The 21,336-nt window shown below is 73.6% G+C and carries 19 protein-coding genes; 9 read left to right on the forward strand and 10 right to left on the reverse strand.

Going from position 1 to position 21,336, the window contains the following annotated elements; translation table 11 throughout:
* Positions 1-742 precede the first annotated feature (742 nt).
* The 3 genes from ACFV5H_RS34365 (at position 743) to ACFV5H_RS34375 (ending at position 5,758) form a co-directional block, all read left to right on the forward strand.
* A complete protein-coding gene (locus ACFV5H_RS34365) occupies positions 743-1,288 on the forward strand; it encodes a hypothetical protein (protein ID WP_385056330.1) in 546 nt (181 codons plus the stop codon).
* A 220-nt stretch (positions 1,289-1,508) separates the two neighbouring features.
* Positions 1,509-4,247, forward strand: a complete 2,739-nt coding sequence (locus ACFV5H_RS34370; RefSeq protein ID WP_385198682.1) for a SpoIIE family protein phosphatase — start codon at positions 1,509-1,511, stop codon at positions 4,245-4,247.
* Positions 4,248-4,393: 146 nt separating this feature from the next.
* Positions 4,394-5,758 carry an FAD-dependent oxidoreductase gene (locus ACFV5H_RS34375; protein ID WP_385198684.1) on the forward strand — a complete coding sequence of 455 codons (1,365 nt, stop codon included), beginning with the start codon at positions 4,394-4,396 and terminating at the stop codon, positions 5,756-5,758.
* Between the two features lie 75 nt (positions 5,759-5,833).
* Here ACFV5H_RS34375 and ACFV5H_RS34380 read toward each other — a convergent pair whose 3' ends face one another.
* On the reverse strand, positions 5,834-8,203 hold the full coding sequence (locus tag ACFV5H_RS34380) for a glycoside hydrolase family 65 protein (protein WP_385056338.1): 2,370 nt from the start codon (positions 8,201-8,203) through the stop codon (positions 5,834-5,836).
* A gap of 327 nt (positions 8,204-8,530) precedes the next feature.
* Positions 8,531-10,261 carry a GAF domain-containing protein gene (locus ACFV5H_RS34385; protein ID WP_385056341.1) on the reverse strand — a complete coding sequence of 577 codons (1,731 nt, stop codon included), beginning with the start codon at positions 10,259-10,261 and terminating at the stop codon, positions 8,531-8,533.
* A gap of 337 nt (positions 10,262-10,598) precedes the next feature.
* Between ACFV5H_RS34385 and ACFV5H_RS34390 the strand changes: the two genes are divergently transcribed.
* Positions 10,599-11,801, forward strand: a complete 1,203-nt coding sequence (locus ACFV5H_RS34390; RefSeq protein ID WP_385056344.1) for a globin domain-containing protein — start codon at positions 10,599-10,601, stop codon at positions 11,799-11,801.
* Positions 11,802-11,852: 51 nt separating this feature from the next.
* Here ACFV5H_RS34390 and ACFV5H_RS34395 read toward each other — a convergent pair whose 3' ends face one another.
* The 4 genes from ACFV5H_RS34395 to ACFV5H_RS34410 form a co-directional block, all read right to left on the reverse strand.
* Positions 11,853-12,227: a hypothetical protein gene (locus ACFV5H_RS34395; RefSeq protein ID WP_385056346.1), complete on the reverse strand. Its 375-nt coding sequence runs from the start codon at positions 12,225-12,227 to the stop codon at positions 11,853-11,855.
* A 111-nt stretch (positions 12,228-12,338) separates the two neighbouring features.
* The gene (locus ACFV5H_RS34400) at positions 12,339-12,857 is read right to left on the reverse strand and encodes a roadblock/LC7 domain-containing protein (RefSeq protein ID WP_385056349.1); all 519 of its coding nucleotides are present in this window, start codon (positions 12,855-12,857) and stop codon (positions 12,339-12,341) included.
* Between the two features lie 38 nt (positions 12,858-12,895).
* The gene (locus ACFV5H_RS34405) at positions 12,896-13,672 is read right to left on the reverse strand and encodes a hypothetical protein (protein ID WP_385056351.1); all 777 of its coding nucleotides are present in this window, start codon (positions 13,670-13,672) and stop codon (positions 12,896-12,898) included.
* The gene (locus tag ACFV5H_RS34410; protein ID WP_385056354.1) at positions 13,669-14,070 is read right to left on the reverse strand and encodes a hypothetical protein; all 402 of its coding nucleotides are present in this window, start codon (positions 14,068-14,070) and stop codon (positions 13,669-13,671) included. Before ACFV5H_RS34410 ends, ACFV5H_RS34405 begins: the two co-directional genes overlap by 4 nt.
* 384 nt (positions 14,071-14,454) lie before the next feature.
* Between ACFV5H_RS34410 and ACFV5H_RS34415 the strand changes: the two genes are divergently transcribed.
* The gene (locus ACFV5H_RS34415) at positions 14,455-15,570 is read left to right on the forward strand and encodes a hypothetical protein (protein ID WP_385198686.1); all 1,116 of its coding nucleotides are present in this window, start codon (positions 14,455-14,457) and stop codon (positions 15,568-15,570) included.
* Positions 15,571-15,707: 137 nt separating this feature from the next.
* Here the strand turns inward: ACFV5H_RS34415 and ACFV5H_RS34420 are convergent, their stop codons facing one another.
* Entirely contained in the window at positions 15,708-16,742 is a 1,035-nt protein-coding gene (locus tag ACFV5H_RS34420; protein WP_385198687.1) for a hypothetical protein, read from the reverse strand.
* A 248-nt stretch (positions 16,743-16,990) separates the two neighbouring features.
* Here ACFV5H_RS34420 and ACFV5H_RS34425 point away from each other — a divergent pair, with 248 nt between their 5' ends.
* The 3 genes from ACFV5H_RS34425 (at position 16,991) to tgmB (ending at position 18,629) form a co-directional block, all read left to right on the forward strand.
* Positions 16,991-17,317 carry a YkvA family protein gene (locus tag ACFV5H_RS34425; RefSeq protein ID WP_385056362.1) on the forward strand — a complete coding sequence of 109 codons (327 nt, stop codon included), beginning with the start codon at positions 16,991-16,993 and terminating at the stop codon, positions 17,315-17,317.
* Between the two features lie 120 nt (positions 17,318-17,437).
* Complete coding sequence (gene tgmA / locus ACFV5H_RS34430) at positions 17,438-17,629, forward strand: putative ATP-grasp-modified RiPP (protein ID WP_004935783.1); 192 nt, start codon at positions 17,438-17,440, stop codon at positions 17,627-17,629.
* 16 nt (positions 17,630-17,645) lie between these two features.
* Complete coding sequence (tgmB, locus tag ACFV5H_RS34435) at positions 17,646-18,629, forward strand: ATP-grasp ribosomal peptide maturase (RefSeq protein WP_385056365.1); 984 nt, start codon at positions 17,646-17,648, stop codon at positions 18,627-18,629.
* A 22-nt stretch (positions 18,630-18,651) separates the two neighbouring features.
* Here the strand turns inward: tgmB and ACFV5H_RS34440 are convergent, their stop codons facing one another.
* Together ACFV5H_RS34440 and ACFV5H_RS34445 are read right to left on the reverse strand one after the other, a co-directional pair.
* Entirely contained in the window at positions 18,652-18,867 is a 216-nt protein-coding gene (locus ACFV5H_RS34440; protein ID WP_073934139.1) for a hypothetical protein, read from the reverse strand.
* Between the two features lie 151 nt (positions 18,868-19,018).
* Positions 19,019-19,492, reverse strand: coding sequence for a DUF2269 family protein (locus ACFV5H_RS34445; protein ID WP_385198688.1), 474 nt, complete (start codon positions 19,490-19,492; stop codon positions 19,019-19,021).
* A gap of 189 nt (positions 19,493-19,681) precedes the next feature.
* Between ACFV5H_RS34445 and ACFV5H_RS34450 the strand changes: the two genes are divergently transcribed.
* Positions 19,682-20,662, forward strand: a complete 981-nt coding sequence (locus ACFV5H_RS34450; protein ID WP_385198690.1) for a GlxA family transcriptional regulator — start codon at positions 19,682-19,684, stop codon at positions 20,660-20,662.
* A gap of 13 nt (positions 20,663-20,675) precedes the next feature.
* Here the strand turns inward: ACFV5H_RS34450 and ACFV5H_RS34455 are convergent, their stop codons facing one another.
* On the reverse strand, positions 20,676-20,933 hold the full coding sequence (locus ACFV5H_RS34455; protein ID WP_385056373.1) for a DUF5133 domain-containing protein: 258 nt from the start codon (positions 20,931-20,933) through the stop codon (positions 20,676-20,678).
* Between the last annotated feature and the right edge of the window lie 403 nt (positions 20,934-21,336).

Below are 21,336 nucleotides of genomic sequence, written 5' to 3' on the forward strand. Positions count from 1 at the left end.
CCTGGGGTGGCCAACGCGGGGCCCGGTTGAGCGTTGGGTGTCCCGGGGGCGGCGGGGGGGGGGCGGGGGTCCCCCCCCCCCGCACCGGGAAAAAATCTCGCGCAATTTCTCGTGCAATTGCACGCGAGCGCTGTCAGCGTGGATAATAGCTGCGGCGTCAACCCCTGTGCTGGCGCCCCGTCCTGACGTCGCATCGGGGAGATGCCGTGTCATCACCTGCGCATCCGTTACTCCGGCCGCTCGGCCGCCACCGCGACGACGCCACCCTCGTGATCACCGGGCCAGGGGGTGCCGCCCGGACCACGTCGCGGACACGGGGCCCGGCACGCACTCCCCCGGCCGCGCCGCCCCCGGTCGCCGGCTCCCCCACGCCCGACCGCGCTCGCGCGGGAGGGACCCCCCTCGCGTCGGCGCCCTCCTCCGCCTCACGGCCGCACGCGCCGGACCCCGCCCACCGGCGCCCACAGGGCGCCGCGGACTCCCCGCGACCCGATCCGGACAGCGCTCCCGGCCGCCATCGCCGTGACGCACGTGGCACCGCGGTGTGCGGGTGCGCCGGACATCCGGCGCGGGTTCCGCCCGGAGCCCGCGCACCCGCCGCTCACCGTCTCCGCCCCCGACGACCGCCCGTCCGTCCGCACGCCCGGTGCCGCCCCACCCCTCCGGCGGGCAGGACGGTACGGACCCGGTCGTCGACCCGACCCCCCATCTGACACGACTGCCGCGGAAAGGCACCCACGCCATGCGCAGCGCTTCTACGGAACAGCCGAGCAGCGAGCGCCCTGTGCGCCACACGTCCCCCACCGGAGTGGCACGGACCACGCCCCTCACGGCACTGTCCCGCGTGCCGTGGGCCGACATGCAGGACTCCACCGGTTCGGCGGCGGCCATCCCCCTGCTGCTGAACGGCATCGCCTGGGGGGACACCTGCACCGCCCGCGCCGCCCTGGAGGATCTGCGGAAACGGATCTGCCAGTACGGCTTCGTCACGGAACAGGCGACCGCCGCCACGGTCCCCTTCCTCTGGGAACTGGCCCAGCTTCCGCAGGTCACCTGCCGGGCCGGGATCATCCAGCTGCTCAAGGCCATCGCCGACGCCCGGCAGTGGGAGAGCACCGCCGCCGCGTACCCCAAGCTGCTCAGCCGCAGGGAGAACCCGGTGGTGTGGGAGCGGGCCGCCCGGCAGGCGGTGCGCGCCCGGCGCGGCGACCTGAACCGGCTGCTGGCCGAGCCGGACACCGAGATCGCCCGCGCCACCACGGAGCTGGCCCGCGCCCTGGCCGACTGAGCCGGCGGGGCCGGGTTTCCTGAAACAGACACAGCCCGGGGTGGCCCGGTCGAGGAACGCGCGCGACCTTCGGGGGACGAGTCGCGCGCCGGGGGGAGGGTCGCGCGCGGTCAACGGGGGACGGCCGCGCGCGACCCGGGGGAACCCGTGACGTGACGACCCGCCGGTCGGGCGGGTGCCGTCCCTCGCCTCGCGTGGCGCGGCAGTGTAGACATGGCACATGGTCCGACTCATGGGTCGATCCCGGCCCCGGTCGTCCCTGCGGCCCGGTGCCGCGGCGTCCGTCCGGCGCCGGCGGGACGCGGACGGCCGCTCCCGGTGGCATCCGGCGGCGGGGCCGCGGTCGGTGCTGAGCGGACGCAGCGTCGCCGGACAGGTGTTCGTGCTGCACCTGGTGATCGTGCTGCTGCTGGTCGTGGCCGCCGTCGTGGCGCTGGTGCTCCAGGTACGGCGGGACAGCACGCAGGAGGCCCGCAACCGCTCGCTCGCCGTCGCGGAGACCTTCGCGAACGCGCCGGGCATCGTCGAGGCGCTGGAGTCCCCCGACCCCACGGCCGCGCTCCAGCCGCATGCCACGGCGGCCCGCGAGCAGGCGGACGTCGACTTCATCGTCGTCATGAACACCGACGGCATCCGCTACACGCACCCCAGTCCGGACCGCATCGGCAAGAAGTTCGTCGGCACCATCGGGCCCGCGCTGGCCGGTGAGCCGGTGGTGGAGGAGGTCGAGGGCACCATCGGACAGCTGGTGCAGGCGGTGGTGCCGGTGAAGGACGCCGGCGGCGAGGTGGTGGGCCTGGTGTCGGCCGGCATCACGACCGAGCACGTCGGCGGGGCGGCGGAGGACCAGCTGCCCCTCGTCCTGAGCGCGGCGCTCGCCGCGCTCGCCCTGGCGACCGGCGGCGCGGCCCTGGTGAGCAGACGGCTGCTGCGCCAGACCCATGGCCTGGGCCCGCGCGAGATGACCCGGATGTACGAACACCACGACGCGGTGCTGCACGCGGTGCGCGAAGGAGTGATCATCGTCGACGGGGACGGGACGCTCATGCTCGCCAACGACGAGGCGCGCCGGCTGCTCGGCCTGCCCGAGGACGCCGAGGGCCGGCCCGTGCCGGACATCGGTCTGGACCCCGGCACCGCCGAGCTGCTGTCCTCGGGCCGCGTCGTCACGGACGAGGTGCATCTGGTGGCCGACCGGCTGCTGGCGGTCAACCAGCGGCCCACCGACCGGGCCGGCGGCCCGCCCGGCAGCGTGGCCACGGTCCGCGACTCCACCGAACTGCGCGCCCTGTCCGGCCGGGCGGAGGCGTCACGCGAGCGGCTCGACATGCTGTACGACGCGGGGGTGGGCATCGGGACGAGCCTGGACGTCACCCGTACGGCCGAGGAACTCGCCGAGCTGGCCGTGCCGCGGTTCGCCGACTTCGTCACGGTGGACCTGTTCGAGTCGGTGCTGGCCGGCGGCCACCCCGACGCGGCCGGCGTACTGCGCCGCGCGGCGTCGGCGGGCATCGGCGCGGACGCCCCGCTCTACCCCAAGGACGAGCAGATCCGCTTCGTCGCGTCGTCCCCGCAGGGCGTCAGCCTCGCGACCGGCCGGCCGGTCCTGGAGCCCCGGCTCGGCGAGGCGCCCGGCTGGCACGCACAGGACGTGGAGCGCTCCGGGCAGGTCATGGAGTACGGCATCCATTCGCTGATCACCGTGCCGCTGCGGGCCGGGGCCCTGGTGCTCGGGGTGGTCAGCTTCTGGCGTTCGCGGAAGGCGGAGCCGTTCGACACCGAGGAGCTGGCCCTCGCGGAGGAGCTGGTCGCCCGGGCCGCGGTCTCCATCGACAACGCCCGCCGTTACACGCGCGAGCACAGCATGGCGGTGACGCTCCAGCGGAGCCTGCTGCCGCGCACCCTGCCCGAGCAGAGCGCCCTGGAGATCGCCTACCGCTACCTTCCCGCGCAGGCCGGGGTGGGCGGGGACTGGTTCGACGTGCTGCCGCTGTCCGGTGCCCGGGTCGCGCTCGTGGTCGGCGACGTCGTCGGCCACGGCCTGCACGCGGCGGCCACGATGGGGCGGCTGCGCACGGCGGTGCACAACTTCTCCGCCCTCGACCTCCCGCCCGACGAGCTCCTGACCCTGCTCGACGAACTGGTCGGACGCATCGACCAGGACGAGGCGCAGGACGAGCAGAGCGCACCGGTGACGGGGGCGACCTGTCTGTACGCGGTCTACGACCCGGTCTCCCGGCGCTGCACCGTGGCCCGGGCGGGCCATCCGCCGCCGGCCGTGGTCCGCCCGGACGGCGGTGCGGAGTTCTGGGACGTGCCCGTCGGCCCCCCGCTGGGGCTCGGCGGTCTGCCGTTCGAGTCGGCCGAGCTGGAACTGCCGGAGGGCAGCCGGCTCGTCCTCTACACCGACGGGCTGGTCGAGGACCGCGGGCACGACATCGACGTCGGCCTGGAGCGGCTGCGCGAGGCTCTGTCCCGGTCCGGCGGCTCCCCCGAGGACACCTGCAGGGTCGTACTGGAGTCCCGGCGCCCGGCGCGGGCCGGTGACGACATCGCGCTGCTCGTGGCGCGGACGCGAGCGCTGCCCGCCGGCCGGACCGCCCAGTGGCCGGTGCCGCCGGACCCGGCGGCCGTCGGCGAGGTGCGGGCGGCGGTCACCCGGAAGCTGGCCGAGTGGGGGCTGGAGGAGCTGGCGTTCAGCACGGAGCTGATCCTGAGCGAGCTGGTCACCAACGCGCTCCGCTACGGCGGCACCCCCATCCAGGTGCGGATGCTGTACGACCGCAACCTGATCTGCGAGGTGTACGACAGCAGCAGCACCTCGCCCCATCTGCGGTACGCGGCCATGACGGACGAGGGCGGGCGCGGCCTGTTCCTGGTGGCCCAGCTCGCCGAACGCTGGGGCACCCGCTATCTGCCCGCCGGCAAGGTCATCTGGACGGAACAGCCGGTCCCCTGAGGCGTGGGGTGAGCCATAAGGTCCGACAGGGAGACCTCATAAGAGAGGCTTATGAGCCCATAGACCGGACCCGCGTACCAGGTAAGGCATGCCTCAGTCTAGGCTTCCAACCGAGTCGCCTGTCATCGCTCGAAGGGAACCTGACCATGCCCCGCCCCCTGCGGGTAGCCATCGTCGGATCCGGCCCCGCCGGGATCTACGCCGCCGACGCCCTGCTCAAGTCCGACGTGGCCGCCGAACCGGGCGTGTCCATCGACATCTTCGAGCGGATGCCTGCGCCGTTCGGACTGATCCGGTACGGCGTCGCCCCCGACCACCCGCGGATCAAGGGCATCATCACCGCCCTGCACCAGGTGCTCGACAAGCCGCAGATCCGTCTGTTCGGCAACGTCGACTACGGCACCGACCTCCACCTCGACGATCTGCGCGCGTTCTACGACGGTGTGATCTTCGCCACCGGCGCCACGGCCGACCGCGCGCTGGACGTGCCGGGCATCGACCTCGACGGCTCCTACGGCGCCGCGGACTTCGTCTCCTGGTACGACGGCCACCCGGACGTGCCGCGCACCTGGCCGCTGCAGGCCGAGAAGGTCGCCGTGCTCGGCGTCGGCAACGTCGCCCTCGACGTGGCCCGCATCCTGGCCAAGACGGCCGACGAACTGCTGCCCACCGAGATCCCGGCGAACGTGTACGAGGGCCTGAAGGCCAACAAGGCGCTGGAGGTCCACGTCTTCGGCCGTCGTGGCCCGGCGCAGGCGAAGTTCAGCCCGATGGAGCTGCGGGAGCTGGACCACTCCCCCAACATCGAGGTGATCGTCGACCCCGAGGACATCGACTACGACGAGGGCTCGATCGCGACCCGGCGCGGCAACAAGCAGGCCGACATGGTCGCCAAGACCCTGGAGAACTGGGCGATCCGCGATACCGGCGACCGTCCGCACAAGCTGTTCCTGCACTTCTTCGAGTCGCCCACCGAGATCCTCGGCGAGGACGGCAAGGTCGTCGGCCTGCGCACCGAGCGCACCGAACTCGACGGGACCGGCAACGTCAAGGGGACCGGCGAGTTCAAGGACTGGGACGTCAGCGCGGTCTACCGGGCCGTGGGCTACCTCTCCGACAAGCTCCCCAAGCTGCCGTGGGACATCGGCTCCGGCACGGTCCCGGACGAGGGCGGGCGCGTCATCCAGGAGACCGGCGAGCACCTGGAGTCCACGTACGTCACCGGCTGGATCCGGCGCGGTCCGGTGGGCCTGATCGGCCACACCAAGGGCGACGCCAACGAGACGGTGGGGAACCTGCTGGCGGACTACGCGGCCGGCCGGCTCCAGACCCCCGGCTCGCCCGACCCGGAGGCCGTGGACGCGTTCCTCGCCGAGCGCGGCGTCCGCTTCACCACCTGGGACGGCTGGTACCGCCTGGACGCCGCGGAGAAGGCGCTGGGCGAGCCGCAGGGCCGTGAACGCGTGAAGATCGTGGAGCGCGAGGACATGCTCCGCGAGAGCGGCGCCTGACCCCCTGCCCCGCGAGGGCTCACCACCGCGCGCCCGTCCCGTCCGCTCCCCGGACCGGACGGGCGCGCGCGTGTGTCAGTCCGGGAGGGCCAGGCGGTCCGTCTCGCCGGGCTGGAGGCGGACCGTGCGGTCCGGGAGGTGGACCTCGATCGGGGAGCGGCCGGAGGAGGGCACGGCGATCTCCAGCAGGCCGTGTTCCAGCCGCAGCCGGACACCCCAGTGGCCGTGGTAGCGCAGGGTGAAGCCGTAGGAGGAGAGTTCGGGCAGGGGCACCGGGTCGAGCCACAGGGCTCCGCCGCGGGTCTCCAGACCGGTCAGTCCGCGCTGGACGAGGTCGAGGGTGCCGGCCATGGCACCGAGGTGGATGCCCTCCCCGGTGGTGCCGCCCTGGATGTCGGCGATGTCCGCCTGGAGGGCCTCCTGGCAGAACTTCCAGGCGTCCGCGCGCCGGGCGCGGGCCAGCACCCGGCCGTGGACCAGGCCGCTGAGGGTGGAGCCGTGGCTGGTGCGGTGCAGGTAGTGGTCGACCGTGCGCCGCCAGGTCCGTTCGTCCAGGCTCATTCCCAGTCTGCGGAAGATCCCCTGGAGTTCGGCGGGCGAGAAGAGGTAGCCCAGCATCAGGACGTCCGCCTGCTTGGAGGCCTGGTACCGGTTGACGGTGTCGCCCTCGGCCTCCAGCAGCCGGTCCAGGCGCCGGATGTCGCCGTAGCGGTGCCGGTAGCCCCTCCAGTCGAGTTCGGCGAGTTCGCCGTAGCCCTCGAACTGGCTGATGACACCGTGGTGGAGGGGGACGTGGAGGGTGCGGGAGATCTCCTCCCACTTCTCCAGTTCCTTCACGTCCAGTCCGGTCCGCTCGGCGAGTTCACGGCGGCGCGGCTCGGGCAGGCCGCGCAGCACGTCCAGGGTGCGGGCGAGCACCCAGGCGGCCGTGACATTGGTGTACGCGTTGTCGTCGAGGCCCGGTTCGGTGGCGTCCGGGTAGGCGTCGTGGTATTCGTCGGGACCGACCACGCCCTTGATGCGGTAGCGGCCCAGACGGTCGTCGAAGGTGGCGGAGTCCGCCCAGAAGCGGGAGACGTTCAGCAGCATCTCGGCGCCCTTGGTGTGCAGGAACTCCTGGTCGCCGCTGGCCTCGCAGTACTGCCAGACGTTGTACGCGATCGCCGATCCGACGTGGTGCTGGAGGTGGGAGTGGTCGGGCAGCCAGCGGCCGGAGCGGGGGTTGAGGTGCAGCTGCTGGGCCTCCTCCCGGCCGTCGCTGCCGCTCTGCCAGGGGTACATCGCGCCGTGGCGCCCGGCGTCCCGGGCGGCGGTGCGGGCGCGCTCCAGCCGCCGGTGGCGGTGGTGCAGCAGCGCGCGGGAGATCTCGGGGAAGTGCAGGTTGAGGTACGGCAGGACGAACAGCTCGTCCCAGAAGACGTGCCCCCGGTAGGCCTCGCCGTGCAGTCCCCGGGCGGGGACCCCCACGTCCAGGTCCGCGGTGTGCGGGGAGAGGGTCTGCAGGACGTGGAAGAGGTGCAGCCGCAGGATGCGGCCCGCCTCCCCCGGTACGTCCAGTTCGGCCCGGCGCCACAGCTGGTCCCAGGCCGTCAGGTGCGGCGGGAGCAGTTCGTCGAAGCCGCCCGCCCGGACCACCCGGTCGACGGCGGCGTGCAGCGGGTCGCTGATCGCGGGGTCGCGGGAGGTGTGCAGGGTGACGATCTTGTCGACGGTGACGGTGTCTCCGGCGGCCAGGTCCAGAAGGGTGCTCTGCAGGGCGCGCGGGCGGTCGTGCCGGTTCGTGACGGGCGCGGGTGCCGTCAGCCGGGCGGCGAGCGCGATCCGGACGTCCGAGGTGCGGGTGCGGCAGCGCAGCCACACCGTGTCCGCGGCGGTCGTGCCGGTGAGCACATGGGTGAGATGACGGCCGTCCAGGTCCCGGTAGCGCGGCACCCCGGCGTTGGTGACGTCGCCGTCGAGCGCCGCCTCGGTCTCCAGGGGGCCGGAGAAGCCCTCGGCGGTGAACTCGGTGCGCAGACCCGCCAGATGGGGGTCCGCCATGTGCACGAAGCGGTGCTGGCGCACCAGGAGCGTCCGTCCGGCGCCGAGGCCGTAGCGCGTCCTGCGCTCCAGGAGTCCGGAGGACAGGTGCAGGGTCTCACTGTGGTCGAGCACGGGGGCGGTGTCGGGGGTGAGCCAGGGCTCGCCCGGGAGCCGGAAGCGCAGCGGCAGCCAGTTGGGCAGGTTGACCATGTCCTCGTTCTCGACGTGCCGTCCGGCGACCTCGGAGACGAGCCGGTTGTAGACGCCGGCCGCGTACGTGCCCGGGTAGTGCACCTCGTCCGCGGAACACTCCGGCAGCGCGCCCCGGGTGGCAAAGTATCCGTTGCCCAGGGTGCACAGCGACTCCCGCAGACGCGCGTCGGCGGGGTCGTACCCCTCGTACTCCCAGGTCCAGCCCGCCACTGCGACGCTCCTCCCGCCGACGGCTGCCGCGCGGCGCCGCGACGGCCCGTCAGTCGTCACCGACGGTGAGACCCGCACCGCTCGTGGACGGACGGCCACCACGGCCGACGACCGACCACCGGAGTACCCGCGGCGGACGCCCGGCACACCCGGACAGCCGTCAGGGCCTGCCTCCCGGCCCCCGCCGGGGCCACGACGCCCTGCACACACATCCACCGCGCCGCCGCCCTCCCCCGCCTCACGGCCACACGCACCGGCCCCCGCCCGGACCGGCCGAAAGACACCACCCCCGGAACCGGCCCGGTCCGGAGGACAGGCCCGAGCCGCCTACCGCTCCCCCACCGGCACGCGCCACAGCAGTGTGGTGCCCCCGTCGGCGGAGCCGGTGATGTCGAACGTGCCGCCCAGTTGTTCCGCGCGTTCCGCCATGTTGCGCAGACCGCTGCGGCGGCCTCCGGCCGGAACGCCCACGCCGTTGTCCGCGACCGTCAGCCGTACCTCGCGGCCGTCGGTCTCCAGCACCACCTCGGCGCGGTCGGCGCGGGCGTGCCGGGCGATGTTGGTCAGTGCCTCGGAGAGCACGGCCACCAGGTGGTCGGCGGCCTCCTTGGAGACGTGGGTGTCGATCAGGCCCTCCATCCGCACGCTCGGGGGGAAGCCCAGCACGGGTGCGGCCTCGCCGACCACCCGTACGGCGCGGGCCCGCAGGCCGGTTCCGCCGCCGCCCGCGTCGGTGGGCGAACGCAGGCCGAAGATGGTCGACCGGATGATCTTGATGGTCTCGTCCAGGTCGTCCACGGCCCGCAGCACCCGCTCCGAGGCCTCCTTGTGCTCGATGAACCGGCCGGCGCTCTGCAGCGTCATACCGGTGGCGAACAGCCGCTGGATCGCCAGGTCGTGCAGGTCGCGGGCGATCCGGTCGCGGTCCTCGAGCACGGCGATCTGCTCGGCGTCCCGGCGGCGTTCCGCCAGCTCCATCGCCACGGCCGCCTGGGCGGCGAACCCCTGCAGCGGTTCGATCTCCTTGTCCGTGAACGCGTTGCGGTCCGCGGCCCGCACCAGCAGGACGATGCCCCGCACCCCCTCGCCCGACCCGATGGGCACGGCGACCGCCGGGCCGAGGTCCGTGTACCGCTGAGGGCCCGGGAAGGCCCGGTCGTCGTGCGCGATGTCCGCGCTGGTGACGGGAGCGGCACTGGTGAAGGCGCGGCCGAGCAGGCTGTCGTCGACGGGCAGGACGAGCCCGCGGTGGGTGTCCGCGCCCTGCCCGATGGCCAGTTCCACGGTCAGCGAGTCGGTGTCGGCCATGGGCACCGCGACCACGGCGAGGGCGGCCCCGGTGATCTCCAGGGCGCGTTCCGCGATGAGCGCGAGAGCCGAGCCGCGTTCGCTGCCGGACATCAGTCCGTGGGTGATCTCGGCGTTGGCCCGCAGCCAGCGTTCGCGCAGCCGGGACTCCTCGTACAGGCGGGCGTTGTCGATGGCGACGCCGGCGGCGACCGCGAGGGTGGACAGGACCGACTCGTCCTCCTCGTCGAAGTGCGCCCCGCCCCGCTTCTCGGTCAGGTACAGGTTGCCGAAGACCTGGTCACGGACCCGGATGGGGACCCCGAGGAAGGTGTCCATCGGCGGGTGGTGGGCCGGGAACCCGTACGAGGCGGGGTGGTCGGAGAGTTTCACCACCCGCAGCGGCTCCGGACGGCGGATCAGCTCGCCGAGGATGCCGTGGCCCTCGGGGTAGGGGCCGATGCGGGCGATCTCCTCCTCGCTGACCCCGACGGTGTGGAAGGCGGACAGCCGCTTGCCGTCCGGGCCGATCACGCCCAGCGCGGCGTACTGCGCGTCCACCAGCGCCGCCGCGGCCTCCACGATGCTGTGCAGCACCTGCTCCAGGTCGAGTTCCCGGCCGACCGAGAGGACGGCCTCCAGCAGGCTGCGCACCCGGTCGCGGGTGCCGCGGGCCGCGTCGATCCGCGCCTGGAGCTCCTCCAGCAGCTCGTCCAGCCTCAGCTGCGGTAGCCGTACGCGGGCGTCCTCGTCCCGCTCGGAGCCTGCCACCCGTGTGCCTCCCGTCCCTTCGACCGACGCCGTCGCCCGCCGGCCACCCGGCCGGCGCCCCGGTAACGGTCCAGTAAAGGTGACGGTACGGCATGGGCCGGGCGGCCGGACCGGCGGGGACCACGGCCGGCCCGCCGCGCCGGACGGGCCGGTCGGCCCTGTCCCTCGGCCGGCTCCGGGGCCGGAGGTCCCCTTCCGGTGGGACGACGGTCCCGCGTTGCCCCCGGCGGCCCCGTCACCCCCGGAAACAGGCATGTCGGGTTGCTATACAGGTGCTGCCGCCGGGTCCGGATCCGCGGTCCAACCCGCTTTCCCCGTCCCGCCTTTGGGAGGCTTCATGCTGTCCGAAGAGTCCGCCGCAGTACTGCGGGCCACCCTGCCCGCCGTGGCCGGGGCCCTCGACGAGATCACCACGCGTTTCTACGGCTCGATGTTCCGTGACCGGCCCGAGCTGCTGGACGGCCTGTTCAACCGGGGCAACCAGGCCAGTGGCGCCCAGCGCCGGGCGCTCGCCGGGTCCATAGCCGGTTTCGCCCAGGCGCTGCTCGCCGACCCGGGCACCCGTCCGGACGCCCTGCTGTCCCGGATCGCCCACAAGCACGTGGCGGTCGGGATCACCGACGACCAGTACACGATCGTGCACAAGTACCTGTTCGGCGCGATCGCCGAGGTGCTGGGCGACGCGGTGACGCCCGAGGTCGCCGCCGCCTGGGACGAGGTGTACTGGCTGATGGCCGGCGCCCTCATCGCGCAGGAGGCGCGCCTGTACCACGAGGCCGGTGTCGAGGCGGGCGACATCTGGCGCCCGTGGACGGTGGTGGAGCGCCACGAGGAGACGGACGACGTGGTGTCGTTCCTGCTGCGCCCCGCCGACGGCGAGCCCGCCCCGCCGGCCCGGGCGGGCCAGTACGTCAGCGTGAAGCTGCTCATGCCCGACGGGGTGCACCAGCTCCGCCAGTACAGCCTGTCCTCGGACCCCGGGGACGATCTGCGCCGTATCACCGTCAAGCGGGTCGCCGGAGCGGACGGCGCACCGGACGGTGAGGTGTCCGACCTGCTGCACGAGCGGACCGGTACCGGGGACGAGCTCATGCTGTCCGTGCCCGCCGGCGACGTGGCGCTCGACGAGGCCGACACCCCGCTGGTCCTGGTCTCGGCCGGCATCGGCTGCACCCCGATGCTGGGCATGCTCGCCCGGCTGGCCGCCACCGGCTCCACCCGCCGGGTGCTCGTCCTGCACGCCGACGGCTCGCCCGCCGAGCACGCGCTGCGCGCCGAGACCCGCGAGATCGTGAACGCACTGCCCGACGCGGAGGCGGTCTTCTGGTACGAGCGTCCCGGCCCGGAGGAGCTCGACGCCCGCGACGGCCTGATGGACCTCGCGGGGATCGACGTTCCGGCGGACGCGACGGTGTACCTGTGCGGCCCGCTGCCGTTCATGCGTGCCGTGCGCGGCGGGCTGCTCGACGCCGGGGTGCCCGCCCGCTCCATCCACTACGAGGTCTTCGGCCCCGACCTGTGGCTGCCTGAGGCGGCCTGACCGGCTCGGGCCCTTCGTGCCGCCGGCGGCGCGAAGGGCCCCGGTGCCGGGTCAGACCTCGAGCTCGGCCTCGATCCGGCGCAACTGGTGCCGCGCCATGGCCAGGTTGGCCCGGCTGCCGTCGAGCACCAGGTACAGGAAGAGGCCGTTCCCGCCGCGTCCCTTGAGCAGGCGGATGAGGTGGTACTGGCTGTTCAGGGTGATCAGGATGTCCTCGATCTCCTCGTTCAGCCCCAGGTGTTCCATGGTGCGCAGCTTGGACCGTACGACGTCGGTGTTGCCGGCGGCGGCGACCTCCAGGTTGAAGTCCTTGCTGCCGCCCAGCGTGCCGAGGGCCATGCCGCTGGTGTAGTCGACGAGTGCGGCGGCCGTCGCGCCGTCGATGGAGCTGAGGCATTCCTTGAGCGAGGTCTCGGTGTTGGCCATGGGATGTGTCCTTTCGGTCGTGACAGGTGGTTCGGGCCGGCCGCCGGGTCGTACGGAGGCGTCCGGCCGGGGAGGAAAGCCGGGAGGAAGGCCCGGGGGAAAGCCGGGAGGTCAGCCGCCGGGCTGGGGCCGGGGCCGGTGTGCGGGCCGCTGCGGGGTCCGCACCGGGAGGGTGCCGATGGGCCGGGCCGGTCCCTGGGCCGGCCCGGGGGTGTCCCGGGTGGTGAGCCGGTCGGCGTGCCGCCCTCCGCCCGGGCCGCTGTGGGTGTCCACCAGCTCCGCGATCCGGGCTCCGCTGCGCCGGCCCTCCAGGTGCAGCCGGCCCACGTTGACCCGGTCGTCGGCGAGGAGGGTGAGGACGGCGGTGGTGCCGGCCGCGTAGGTGGCGATGTAGCCCTGGCTGCCGCGCACCAGGAGCTCCCGGAACTCGCCGCGGGCGGCGGCGTCCGCCATCCGGTGGGCGACGCCGAGCGCGGCGGCGGTGAGCGCGGCCAGCCCTTCCGGTTCGGTGTCGGGGACGTCGTGGGCGAGGACGAGTCCGTCGACGGTGGCCGCGAGGGAGCCCGCCAGCTTGGGTATACGGGTGCGGAGCCGACGCAGTTCGTCCAGCACGTCGGTCTCGACGGCCATGAGCAGTCTCCTTTCGGCACGCTGTCGGCGCGCGCGGATCACAGTGCCTCCAAGGCGTCCAGGAGCCGTCTCAGCAGCGCTGTGTCGGGCTCGTCCCACGCCGCGCCGCCCGCGTCGGGGACGGCGTGGACGGGCGTGGCGGGCGGGGGTGGCGCGGGGGTGACCAGTCCGCCGGCGGCCAGGCGGCGCAGTTCGACGAGGGTGTGGAAGGTGCGGTGGGCGAGGGCCGCGGCGATCTGTGCGGCGGTGCGGGCGCCGTCGACCTGGGCGAGGGTGCGGGCGCGGCGGGGCGGCAGTTCGGCGGGGCCGGTGCCGGGCACGCGGGTGAGCGGGGCGGTGTCGACGGCCGGGTCGGGCCAGATGCGGTGCAGCAGGTCGCGGCGGCGCCGCGACTCGCCGAGCACGGTCGCCACGGGTACGGGGCGGACCGAGCCGAGCCAGTGCGCGACTCCGGGGCGGAAGCGGAGCGTGGCGCCGTCGTGGGCGAGCGCGAAGTACGCCGCGTCGAACAGGGCGCCCAGATGGCACAGTTCCAGCGCGCCGGTGGTGAGGCGCCCGCTGTCGACCAGTTGGCGGCCGACGCGGTGCCGGGACCCGGCCCGTTCGACGGCGTCCCACCAGCCGGCCGGGGCGACGGCGCCGCTGCGGGTGAGCAGGTCGCCGAGGTCGGGGCTGTACGCGGACTCGACGTGGACGACGTGTCCGGCCGAGAGGTAGAAGATCCCGGACTCCGTGGAGAGCGCCCCGGTGGCGTGGTCGGCCGCGAGGGTTCCGAGCAGTTCCGGCGCGGTTTCGCCGGTGCACGCCGCGGTCATCCGAGCACCAGCCGGTCCGCCATCTCGGCCAGCCGGATCCTGGCCAGGGCGAGGTTGCCCTCGGCGCGGTCGAGCCAGAGGTACAGGAACACCGTGCTGTCGAAGGTCGTGACGACGAAGCGCAGGAGGTGGTACGCGTCGGCGGTGGTGAGGATCAGGTCGTCGACGGGTGGTTCCTTGCCCGTCCCGGCCCCGCCGCCGTCGGCGGGCGCGAGGGTGCCGCTCTCCATGGCCAGGCGGGCGAGTTCGGCGGTCTCCGCGGCCGTGGCCTCCGCGTCCTCGCCGGGTGCCTCGCCCACCGCCCCCAGGGCGAGCCCGCTGATCCAGTCGACCACCAGGGCACCGCGCGCCCCCGGCAGTCGCATGGCTTCCAGCAGGCTCTCGTCGATTCCGGGCACGCCGGATCCCCCTATCTCGCACGGCTGTACCGCGAACGTGACGTCGACGCTACGGTGTGTGCTCGACCGAGGTGAGGGCTTTGGCGTTTTCCGGGGGAATATGCGACAGAGGCGGTGCGCCGCTGGTAGGGTCCGGGCTTTTGCCGCCGGACCACCGGGACAGGGTACGGGCGGGGCCGGCCCCGGTGCGGATGGTGGGCCGGCCCCGCCCGCGGCACCCATTGTGGTGACGGCCCGCCGCCGGGACCACGGGTGAACCGCTGTCACCACGTGTGCGCCGCGCACACCCCGCGCGACACGCCGACCGGCGGAACCCCGGCTCAACCCTCCGGCCGGCCACGGCGATACTGGCAGGAGCACGTGCCCCCGCTCACGACTGGACCCATGCCGACCTCCTCCTCAGCCCGCCCCGCCGTCCCTCCCACAGTCTGGCTGGCCCGCGGCCGCCACGCCGGTGCCGCACCCGATACGACGATCCGGCACACCCTGCGCTGGCTCAAGGCCGGCCGGGACATCGACGACTTCCTGGAACTCCCCGCACCGGACACCGCTCCCGACCTGGTGTTCGAAGCCCGGACGCGTGTCGCGGGCGAGGTCACCGTGCGCGCCCGGCTGCGCCTCGCGCCCGGCACGGACGCGGGCCGGGACTGGATCCTGGTCGCCGAGGCCGAGCAGCCCTGGGACCCCTCCTGGCCGTCCCCGGCCGCCATGTTCTGGCCCTCGGAGCCGGACGCCGAGTGGAACGCCGACCCGGTGACGGGAGTGCGGCCGGGCGTGATCAACCCGCTGCCCGAGGACGACAAGGACGTACGACGGCTGCTGCGCGCCTGTGTGCGCGACCCGTGGCACGTCCATGTCGTCGTCCATGAGGCGATGACCCCGGACGAGCGCGGCCGGGTGCCGCTCGCGCGCTGGCTGCCGCCGGGGCTGCGGGACCGGGTGGTGGAGCACCGGGCCATGCCCCAGCAGTCGCGGGTGGCGAACTGGGCGCTGCGGGAGTTCGGTGTGGAGGTTCCGCGCGGGGGCGCGGTGGTGCTGCCCGACAGCCCGGCGCCCGAGGGGTACGACGCCGACGCCTTCGCCGTACGCGCGGTGTTCCTGGACGGCACGGAACCGGTCGACCTCGTGGCGGCGGTGGCCCGGTACGACGCGTTGCCGCGCGCGCTGCCGGAGGGGGCGGAGGACGCGCTGACGGCGCTGCGGGAGGAGTGGCGCCTGCTGACGACGGCGGAGGAACTCGTCCGGGAGCGGGCGCTGGTGGCGATGTACGCCGAGGCTCTGGAGGCGATGACGAAGTCACGGGATCTGTACCGGGAGGCGGCGGAGCGTGCGCATGAGGCGTTGGCCGTGTACCGGGAATCCGCCGGGGTCCTGGGCGCGGGGGAGGCTCCCGCGCCTCGGGGGGTGTCTCCTCTGACTCGTACTCTGGAGCGGTTCAAGGTCGGTGGTAAGGCACGACAGCCGGGCCCCGCCGCCGGGGAGCCCGCATCGGACAACTAGGCGCTTTCGGTACGGCGTTCGTGGGGTGCGCCGCGTTGGGGTGGGCCGGGGGTGTCTGCGCAGCCCGGCGTTTGCGGGGTGCCGTCGCGCCCACCCGTGCCGCCCCGGCGGCACGACTGCCCGCGGTCGCGGGAGGGTTACTCGGTCGTGCTGCGGGGCTTCAGGGGGCGGCGGAGGGTGGGGAGGAGGGATGTCATGTGTGTGACCAGGGAGGCCAGGGCCAGTAGGGCGGCTGCTGTGGCGGTCGGGGTGGCCAGCCATGGGGGTGCGAGGGCCAGGTTCACGGATCGGGGCAGGGTGGCGGACGGGAGGGAATCGCCGTAGGCGTGGGCCGTGGCCAGGAGCGCCGGGACCACGACCGCTCCCGCCAGGGCCGTCGCACCGGGGCGTACCACCAGGACCAGCGCCAGCGCCGTGCAGAACACCGACAGACCGACGGCGAAGGCGTGCAGGGACAGGGGGGCACCGTCGTGCCGCAGCGGGAAGTGGGTCACCGCGCAGACGGCGAGGGCCACGGCGGCGAGCCGGGTCGACCAGATCACCGACCTGGCGTCCGGCTCGGGCGTGCGGTGGCCGGTCTCGTCCCCGAGGTGGAGCTCGAGCGTCACCGGCCGCTGGGCGGCCAGGCGGTCGATCAGTTCGACCAGTTCGTCGACGGAGCGGCCGGTCGCCGCCGCCCGCAGCGCCTCCTCTCGGCAGTGGGGCGCCAGCGGCTCGCTGTGCAGCAGCGCGACGAGGAGGGTGACGTCCTCGACGGAGCGGTGGGCCGCCGCAGCGCGGATCGTCTCGTCCGCGCTGCCCGCGTCACGCGGCGGCCGGGTCAGCAGGGCCACGAGACGGGTGACGTCCTCCACCGACCGGTCGACCCCGGCGGCGCGCAGCGCCTCGACCACGGCCCGCGTGTGTTCGGGCGAGCGCTCCAGCGCGGTGACGAGGGCGGCGACATCCTCCAGTGACCGGTCCGACACGGCGGTGCGCACCAGGTCGCCGACCGGATCGCCGTACGGCTTCCCGGGCACGGAACACCCCGGTTCCGGTGTGACCACGACAGGGCGGGCGGGTGCCCGGCCCGGCCGGTGGGCGCCGGCCGTCGTGGCGGAGGGCGGGGCCGCGGCCGCTTCGGCGGGTATGACCGGTTCGTTCGAGGAAGGTGACGAGGAGAATGTGGTCATGATCCTCTCCAGGGGAAGGCTGATGACCATTTCTAGGCGCCCCCACCTCTCACTGCCACTTGGTTGAGCCACCGGGATGACCTGCGACGATCCGGTGTTTCACGCGGATTCCGCGGGGCATCGGACGCGTGCGCGCATGGCTGGTCCCGGCCGTCATACCGGCGTCGCGAGCGGGAATCCGCTCAGTGCGGGCCGTGTCGTGGCGAGACCGCGGCACGGATCACGGGTCACGGGAGGAGGGCGGTCCGTTGGAGAAGACCACCGTGGTGCTCGTCGTCGCCGCGGTCCTCGCGGCCGCGGTGCTGGCCGGCGCCGTCGCCGTCCTGGTCCGACTGGTGCGCACGCGGCGTGAGTTGCGTCACGCGGGTCTGCCCACAGGGCCCCGCTGGGTGTTCTGGGGCGCGGTCCTCTACCTGGTGCTGCCGGCCGATCTGCTGCCCGATCCGGTCTACCTGGACGACATGGGCGTTCTCCTGCTTGCCCTGCGCACCATGCGGGGTTCCTCCGGCACCCGGGCTCCCGGAGCGTCTCTCCGGCGGGGCCGCGGGCGACCCGCCGACGATTACGCTCCGTAAGGAAACCAACCACCCGTTCGATTCGTATAAGTCTCTGGAAGCCAAAAGAAGTCGGCGGACCAAGCGACGGCGCACAGTGGGCCGTTGCCTGCTCGGCGCAGCACCGACGAGGGAGAGACGATGCAACCGTTCGCGCTCAACTACGCACGTCCGGCGGTGGAGTTGGCTGTTGCCACTCCGTACGCGTATGACTCCGGACTGCAGTTGAACGTACTCGGCGACGGGCGGATCGCGGCCTGCGATCACGCGCTGTTGCGCGAGGTGGGGACGACGACGTCCACCGCGGGCTCCAAGACCCACTTCGACGACTGAACGCGGACCGTAAACCATGACCGTGCTGATCCTCACCTGTGAGGAGGATGTGACCGCCGACATGGTGGTCGTCCATCTGAACGGCTCCGGTGTGCCGGTGGTGCGCCTCGATCCCGCCGATCTGACGGGCGGCGTCTCACTGTCCGGCGAGTACGTCCACGGCCGTTTCCGCGGCCATCTGTCCGTCGGCGGGAGGCTGGTGAGCATCGGCGGGCTGCGGTCCGTGTGGGTGCGCCGGCCCGGCACGCCGGCCGGGCGTGCGCCGCAGCCGTCCGCGTGGCTGACCGAGGAGGCCTCGCAGGCGCTCTACGGCATGCTGCGCGGCTGTGACGCGCGCTGGATGAACCATCCGGACGCGGCCCGGCGGGCCCGCCACAAGCCGTGGCAGCTGCGGCTGGCCCAGCGCTGCGGCCTGCCCGTGCCGGCCACGGTGATCACCACGTTCCCGCGCGCGGCGCGGGAGTTCGCGGAGCGCTTCCCGGACCTGGTGGTCAAGCCGGTGTCGGGGGCACATCCGCAGGACCCGCCGCGGGCGGTGCCGACCAGCAGGGTGGCGCCGGACACGGACTTCTCCGCGGTCGCGTTCGGGCCGACGCTGCTGCAGCGCCGGATCGCCAAGCGGGCCGACATCCGGCTCACCGCGGTGGGTGAGCGGCTGCTGGCGGCCCGCAAGGCGGCACGGCCGGACGCGGATCCGGAGGAGGTGGACGTGCGCTTCGCCGCCCCCGGGTCGCCCTGGGAGCCGGTCGAGGTCCCGGCGCGCACCGCCGACGCCGTACGCGCGTATCTGCGCCGGTCCGAACTGGCGTACGGCGCTTTCGACTTCGCCGAGGACGCCGACGGGACCTGGTGGTTCCTGGAGTGCAACCAGTCGGGGCAGTTCGGGTTCGTGGAGGTGGAGACGGGGCAGCCGATCGCCCGGACCGTCGCCGAGTGGCTGTCCCGTCCCGTTCCCGACGAACCCGCCGAGCTCGACGAGGCGGGCAGCACGGTGCGGTGAGGGGTCCGTCACCGCGCGGGGCTCAGTGCGACCGCGGTCCCGGCAGCAGGGCGGTGCGCTGCCAGCCGTTGCCCGGGGACTGCGGCCGGTCGAGGCCGGGGGCGTAGCCGGGGGACTGCAGGGGCCGCATGACCAGCTCCAGCTCCCTGCTCACGCGTTCGGCCTCGCGGCGTACCTGTGCGGGCACGTCGCCGCACTCCGCGATGAGTCGGTCGTAGATGGGGGAATCCTGGAACACCCGTCAACGTGCCTTTCTGCTCGTCGGCCCCGATGCGGGACGCGACTGCAGAGTCTAGGCGGCCGACCATCCCGAAGGGGGAATTCCCCGGTACGACGGACCACGGAACGGGCATTCAGGAAGTCCGTAACAGTTCGGGCATGTCGGGTGGTCAAGTGCCCGTCGTGGAGCCGGGGCGGACGATCATCAGGACGGTGACGGTCGCCCACAGCAGGTTGAACACCCCGGTGAACATGGCGAGTCGCACCGTGTCCTGCCGGTCGACGGGCCGGCCCCCGCCCAGCCGCTCGACGATTTCGTCCTGCCGGGGCAGCACGAAGGCGAGCAGGATTCCGGCGGCGGCCGCGGTGAGGCCGATCGAGGTGACGAGCCAGCCGTCGTCCAGGACGCCCATCGCCAGGGCGGTGGCGAGGCCGAGGACGGGCACCGCGATCCCCGCGCGGGCGTAGACCCGGCAGATGCGGTGGAGCAGTGTGACGGTGGTCACGGCCGTCGCGACGGGTCCGTCGGCCTCCGCCGGGGCGGCGCGGCGCGCGGCCGGCGGGAACATGCCGGCCGCGACGGTGACGGGGCCGACGGCGATGACGGCGGCCAGGACGTGGAGGGACAGCAGGAGCTTGGTCACCGGGACTCTTTCCATGGTGCGAACGGCGGTGCCGGGCTCACGCTAGGAGCCCGGCGGATGATCACCCAGGGGCTGAAACGACAGGTTCCAACGGGTTCCCGCCAACACCGTCCACCTGGGGTCGCGCCCCGTCACCTCCCCGTCGCCCCGGCTCCGGCGGGTGGCGGGAATCCGCCTATCGTGGCGGTCATGCACTCCGTGGCGATTCTGGTTCTCGATGGGGTGGTGCCGTTCGACATGGCGGCGCCCATGCAGGTCTTCGACTGGACGCGGCTGCCCGACGGCCGGCATCCCTACCGGGTCCGGCTGTGCGCCGAGCGGCCGGAGGTGCTCGCGGACGGCGGTTTCGGCCTGCGGGTCGACCGTGGGCTCCAGGCGCTGGCGGACGCCGACACGATCATCGTCCCGGGCCGCGCCGAGGGCGCGCCCCCGCTCTCCCCTGCCGTGCTCGCGGCGCTGCGCGAGGCGGCGGGGGCGGGCACCCGGATCGCATCGGTGTGCGTGGGCGCGTTCGTGCTGGCGGAGGCCGGGCTGCTGGACGGGCTGCGCGCCACCACGCACTGGGTGGCCGCCGGACAGCTGGCGCGCGCCTTCCCGGACGTCGACGTGCAGCCGGACGTGCTCTACGTCGACAATGGGCAGATCCTCACCTCGGCCGGCGCCGCCGCCGCGCTGGACATGTGCCTGCACATGATCCGCCGGGACCTGGGCTCGGCCGTGGCCGCGAACGCCGCCCGGATGTCGGTGATGCCGCTGGAGCGGGAGGGCGGGCAGGCCCAGTTCATCGTGCACGAGCACCCGCCCGTGCCCCGCGGGTCGGATCTGGAGCCGCTGCTGGACTGGGTCGAGGACAACCTGGCGCACGAGGTCACCCTCGGGGCGATGGCGGCGCGCGCCGGGATGAGCGAGCGCACCTTCAGCCGCCGGTTCCGTGAGCAGACGGGCACCACGCCGTTGCAGTGGCTGCTGCGGGCGCGGGTGCGGCGCGCCCAGTATCTGCTGGAGAACAGCGACCACACGGTCGAGCGGATCGCCCGGCAGGCCGGGTTCGGTTCGCCCACGGCGTTCCGCGAGCGGTTCCGCAAGGTCGTGGGCACGACGCCGTACGCGTATCGCTCGACGTTCAACGGGCGGCGCGCCACCACCGCGGGTGAACGGGTGAGCGGGTGAGCGGCCCGGTGGCTCAGACGGCCAGGGACAGGCCGCTCTCCCCGTCCGCCTCCGGGGTCCGGCCGGCCGCGGACCGTGCCCGGTCGAGGAGGTCGTCCGCCAGGGCGATGGCGTCGTGGACGCCGGACGTCCCCATCGTCACGCAGAGTGTGTGACTGACGTCCTCCAGTTCGCGCGCCGCCGCCGGCGAATACCGTTCCGCCTGGGCTATCCGCAGCGTCGCGTACCGCGTCAGCAGCCGTCTGACGACCTTCGGGTCCGGTACGAGCACGAGGCGCCCCTCTCTGGTTTTCGCTGCGTATGCCCGAACCAGGCGGAAGCACTCATCCCATGTGCCCATGTGGCCACAATTGACCGAAACCACTCGTATCTTGACCGCGACGGCACGAAGTCGAGAATGTTCCGCCCCCGGGGACTACGCCCCGAACCCCCTCTCGGCCCTGGAGGGGCCTGACCCCGTCGGCCGGACGGCCCGGACGCGGCGGAACGTCCGCCCCCGGGCTGCGCCCCGGTCCTCCTTTCGACCCCGGCCGGATCTCCCCCTCACCGCCGGACGGGCCTGGACGCGGCGGAACGCCTGCCCTCGAGGGCTGCACGCCGGGCCCTCTTCCGGCCCTGGACGGGTCTGCCCCCGTCGGCCGGACGGCCCGGACACGGCGGAGCCCGTCTCGTCG

The organism is Streptomyces sp. NPDC059787, assembly GCF_042732315.1.
In the GTDB taxonomy this organism is placed as follows: domain Bacteria; phylum Actinomycetota; class Actinomycetes; order Streptomycetales; family Streptomycetaceae; genus Streptomyces; species Streptomyces atrovirens.

What these genes read in the sequence shown, in the direction of transcription:
- ACFV5H_RS34365 (WP_385056330.1), top strand. Translation starts at nt 743, where the DNA reads ATGCGCAGCGCTTCTACGGAACAGCCGAGCAGCGAGCGCCCTGTGCGC.
- ACFV5H_RS34370 (WP_385198682.1), top strand. Translation starts at nt 1,509, where the DNA reads ATGGTCCGACTCATGGGTCGATCCCGGCCCCGGTCGTCCCTGCGGCCC.
- ACFV5H_RS34375 (WP_385198684.1), top strand. Translation starts at nt 4,394, where the DNA reads ATGCCCCGCCCCCTGCGGGTAGCCATCGTCGGATCCGGCCCCGCCGGG.
- ACFV5H_RS34390 (WP_385056344.1), top strand. Translation starts at nt 10,599, where the DNA reads ATGCTGTCCGAAGAGTCCGCCGCAGTACTGCGGGCCACCCTGCCCGCC.
- ACFV5H_RS34395 (WP_385056346.1), bottom strand. Translation starts at nt 12,227, where the DNA reads ATGGCCAACACCGAGACCTCGCTCAAGGAATGCCTCAGCTCCATCGAC.
- ACFV5H_RS34400 (WP_385056349.1), bottom strand. Translation starts at nt 12,857, where the DNA reads ATGGCCGTCGAGACCGACGTGCTGGACGAACTGCGTCGGCTCCGCACC.
- ACFV5H_RS34405 (WP_385056351.1), bottom strand. Translation starts at nt 13,672, where the DNA reads ATGACCGCGGCGTGCACCGGCGAAACCGCGCCGGAACTGCTCGGAACC.
- ACFV5H_RS34415 (WP_385198686.1), top strand. Translation starts at nt 14,455, where the DNA reads ATGCCGACCTCCTCCTCAGCCCGCCCCGCCGTCCCTCCCACAGTCTGG.
- ACFV5H_RS34420 (WP_385198687.1), bottom strand. Translation starts at nt 16,742, where the DNA reads ATGACCACATTCTCCTCGTCACCTTCCTCGAACGAACCGGTCATACCC.
- tgmA (WP_004935783.1), top strand. Translation starts at nt 17,438, where the DNA reads ATGCAACCGTTCGCGCTCAACTACGCACGTCCGGCGGTGGAGTTGGCT.
- tgmB (WP_385056365.1), top strand. Translation starts at nt 17,646, where the DNA reads ATGACCGTGCTGATCCTCACCTGTGAGGAGGATGTGACCGCCGACATG.
- ACFV5H_RS34450 (WP_385198690.1), top strand. Translation starts at nt 19,682, where the DNA reads ATGCACTCCGTGGCGATTCTGGTTCTCGATGGGGTGGTGCCGTTCGAC.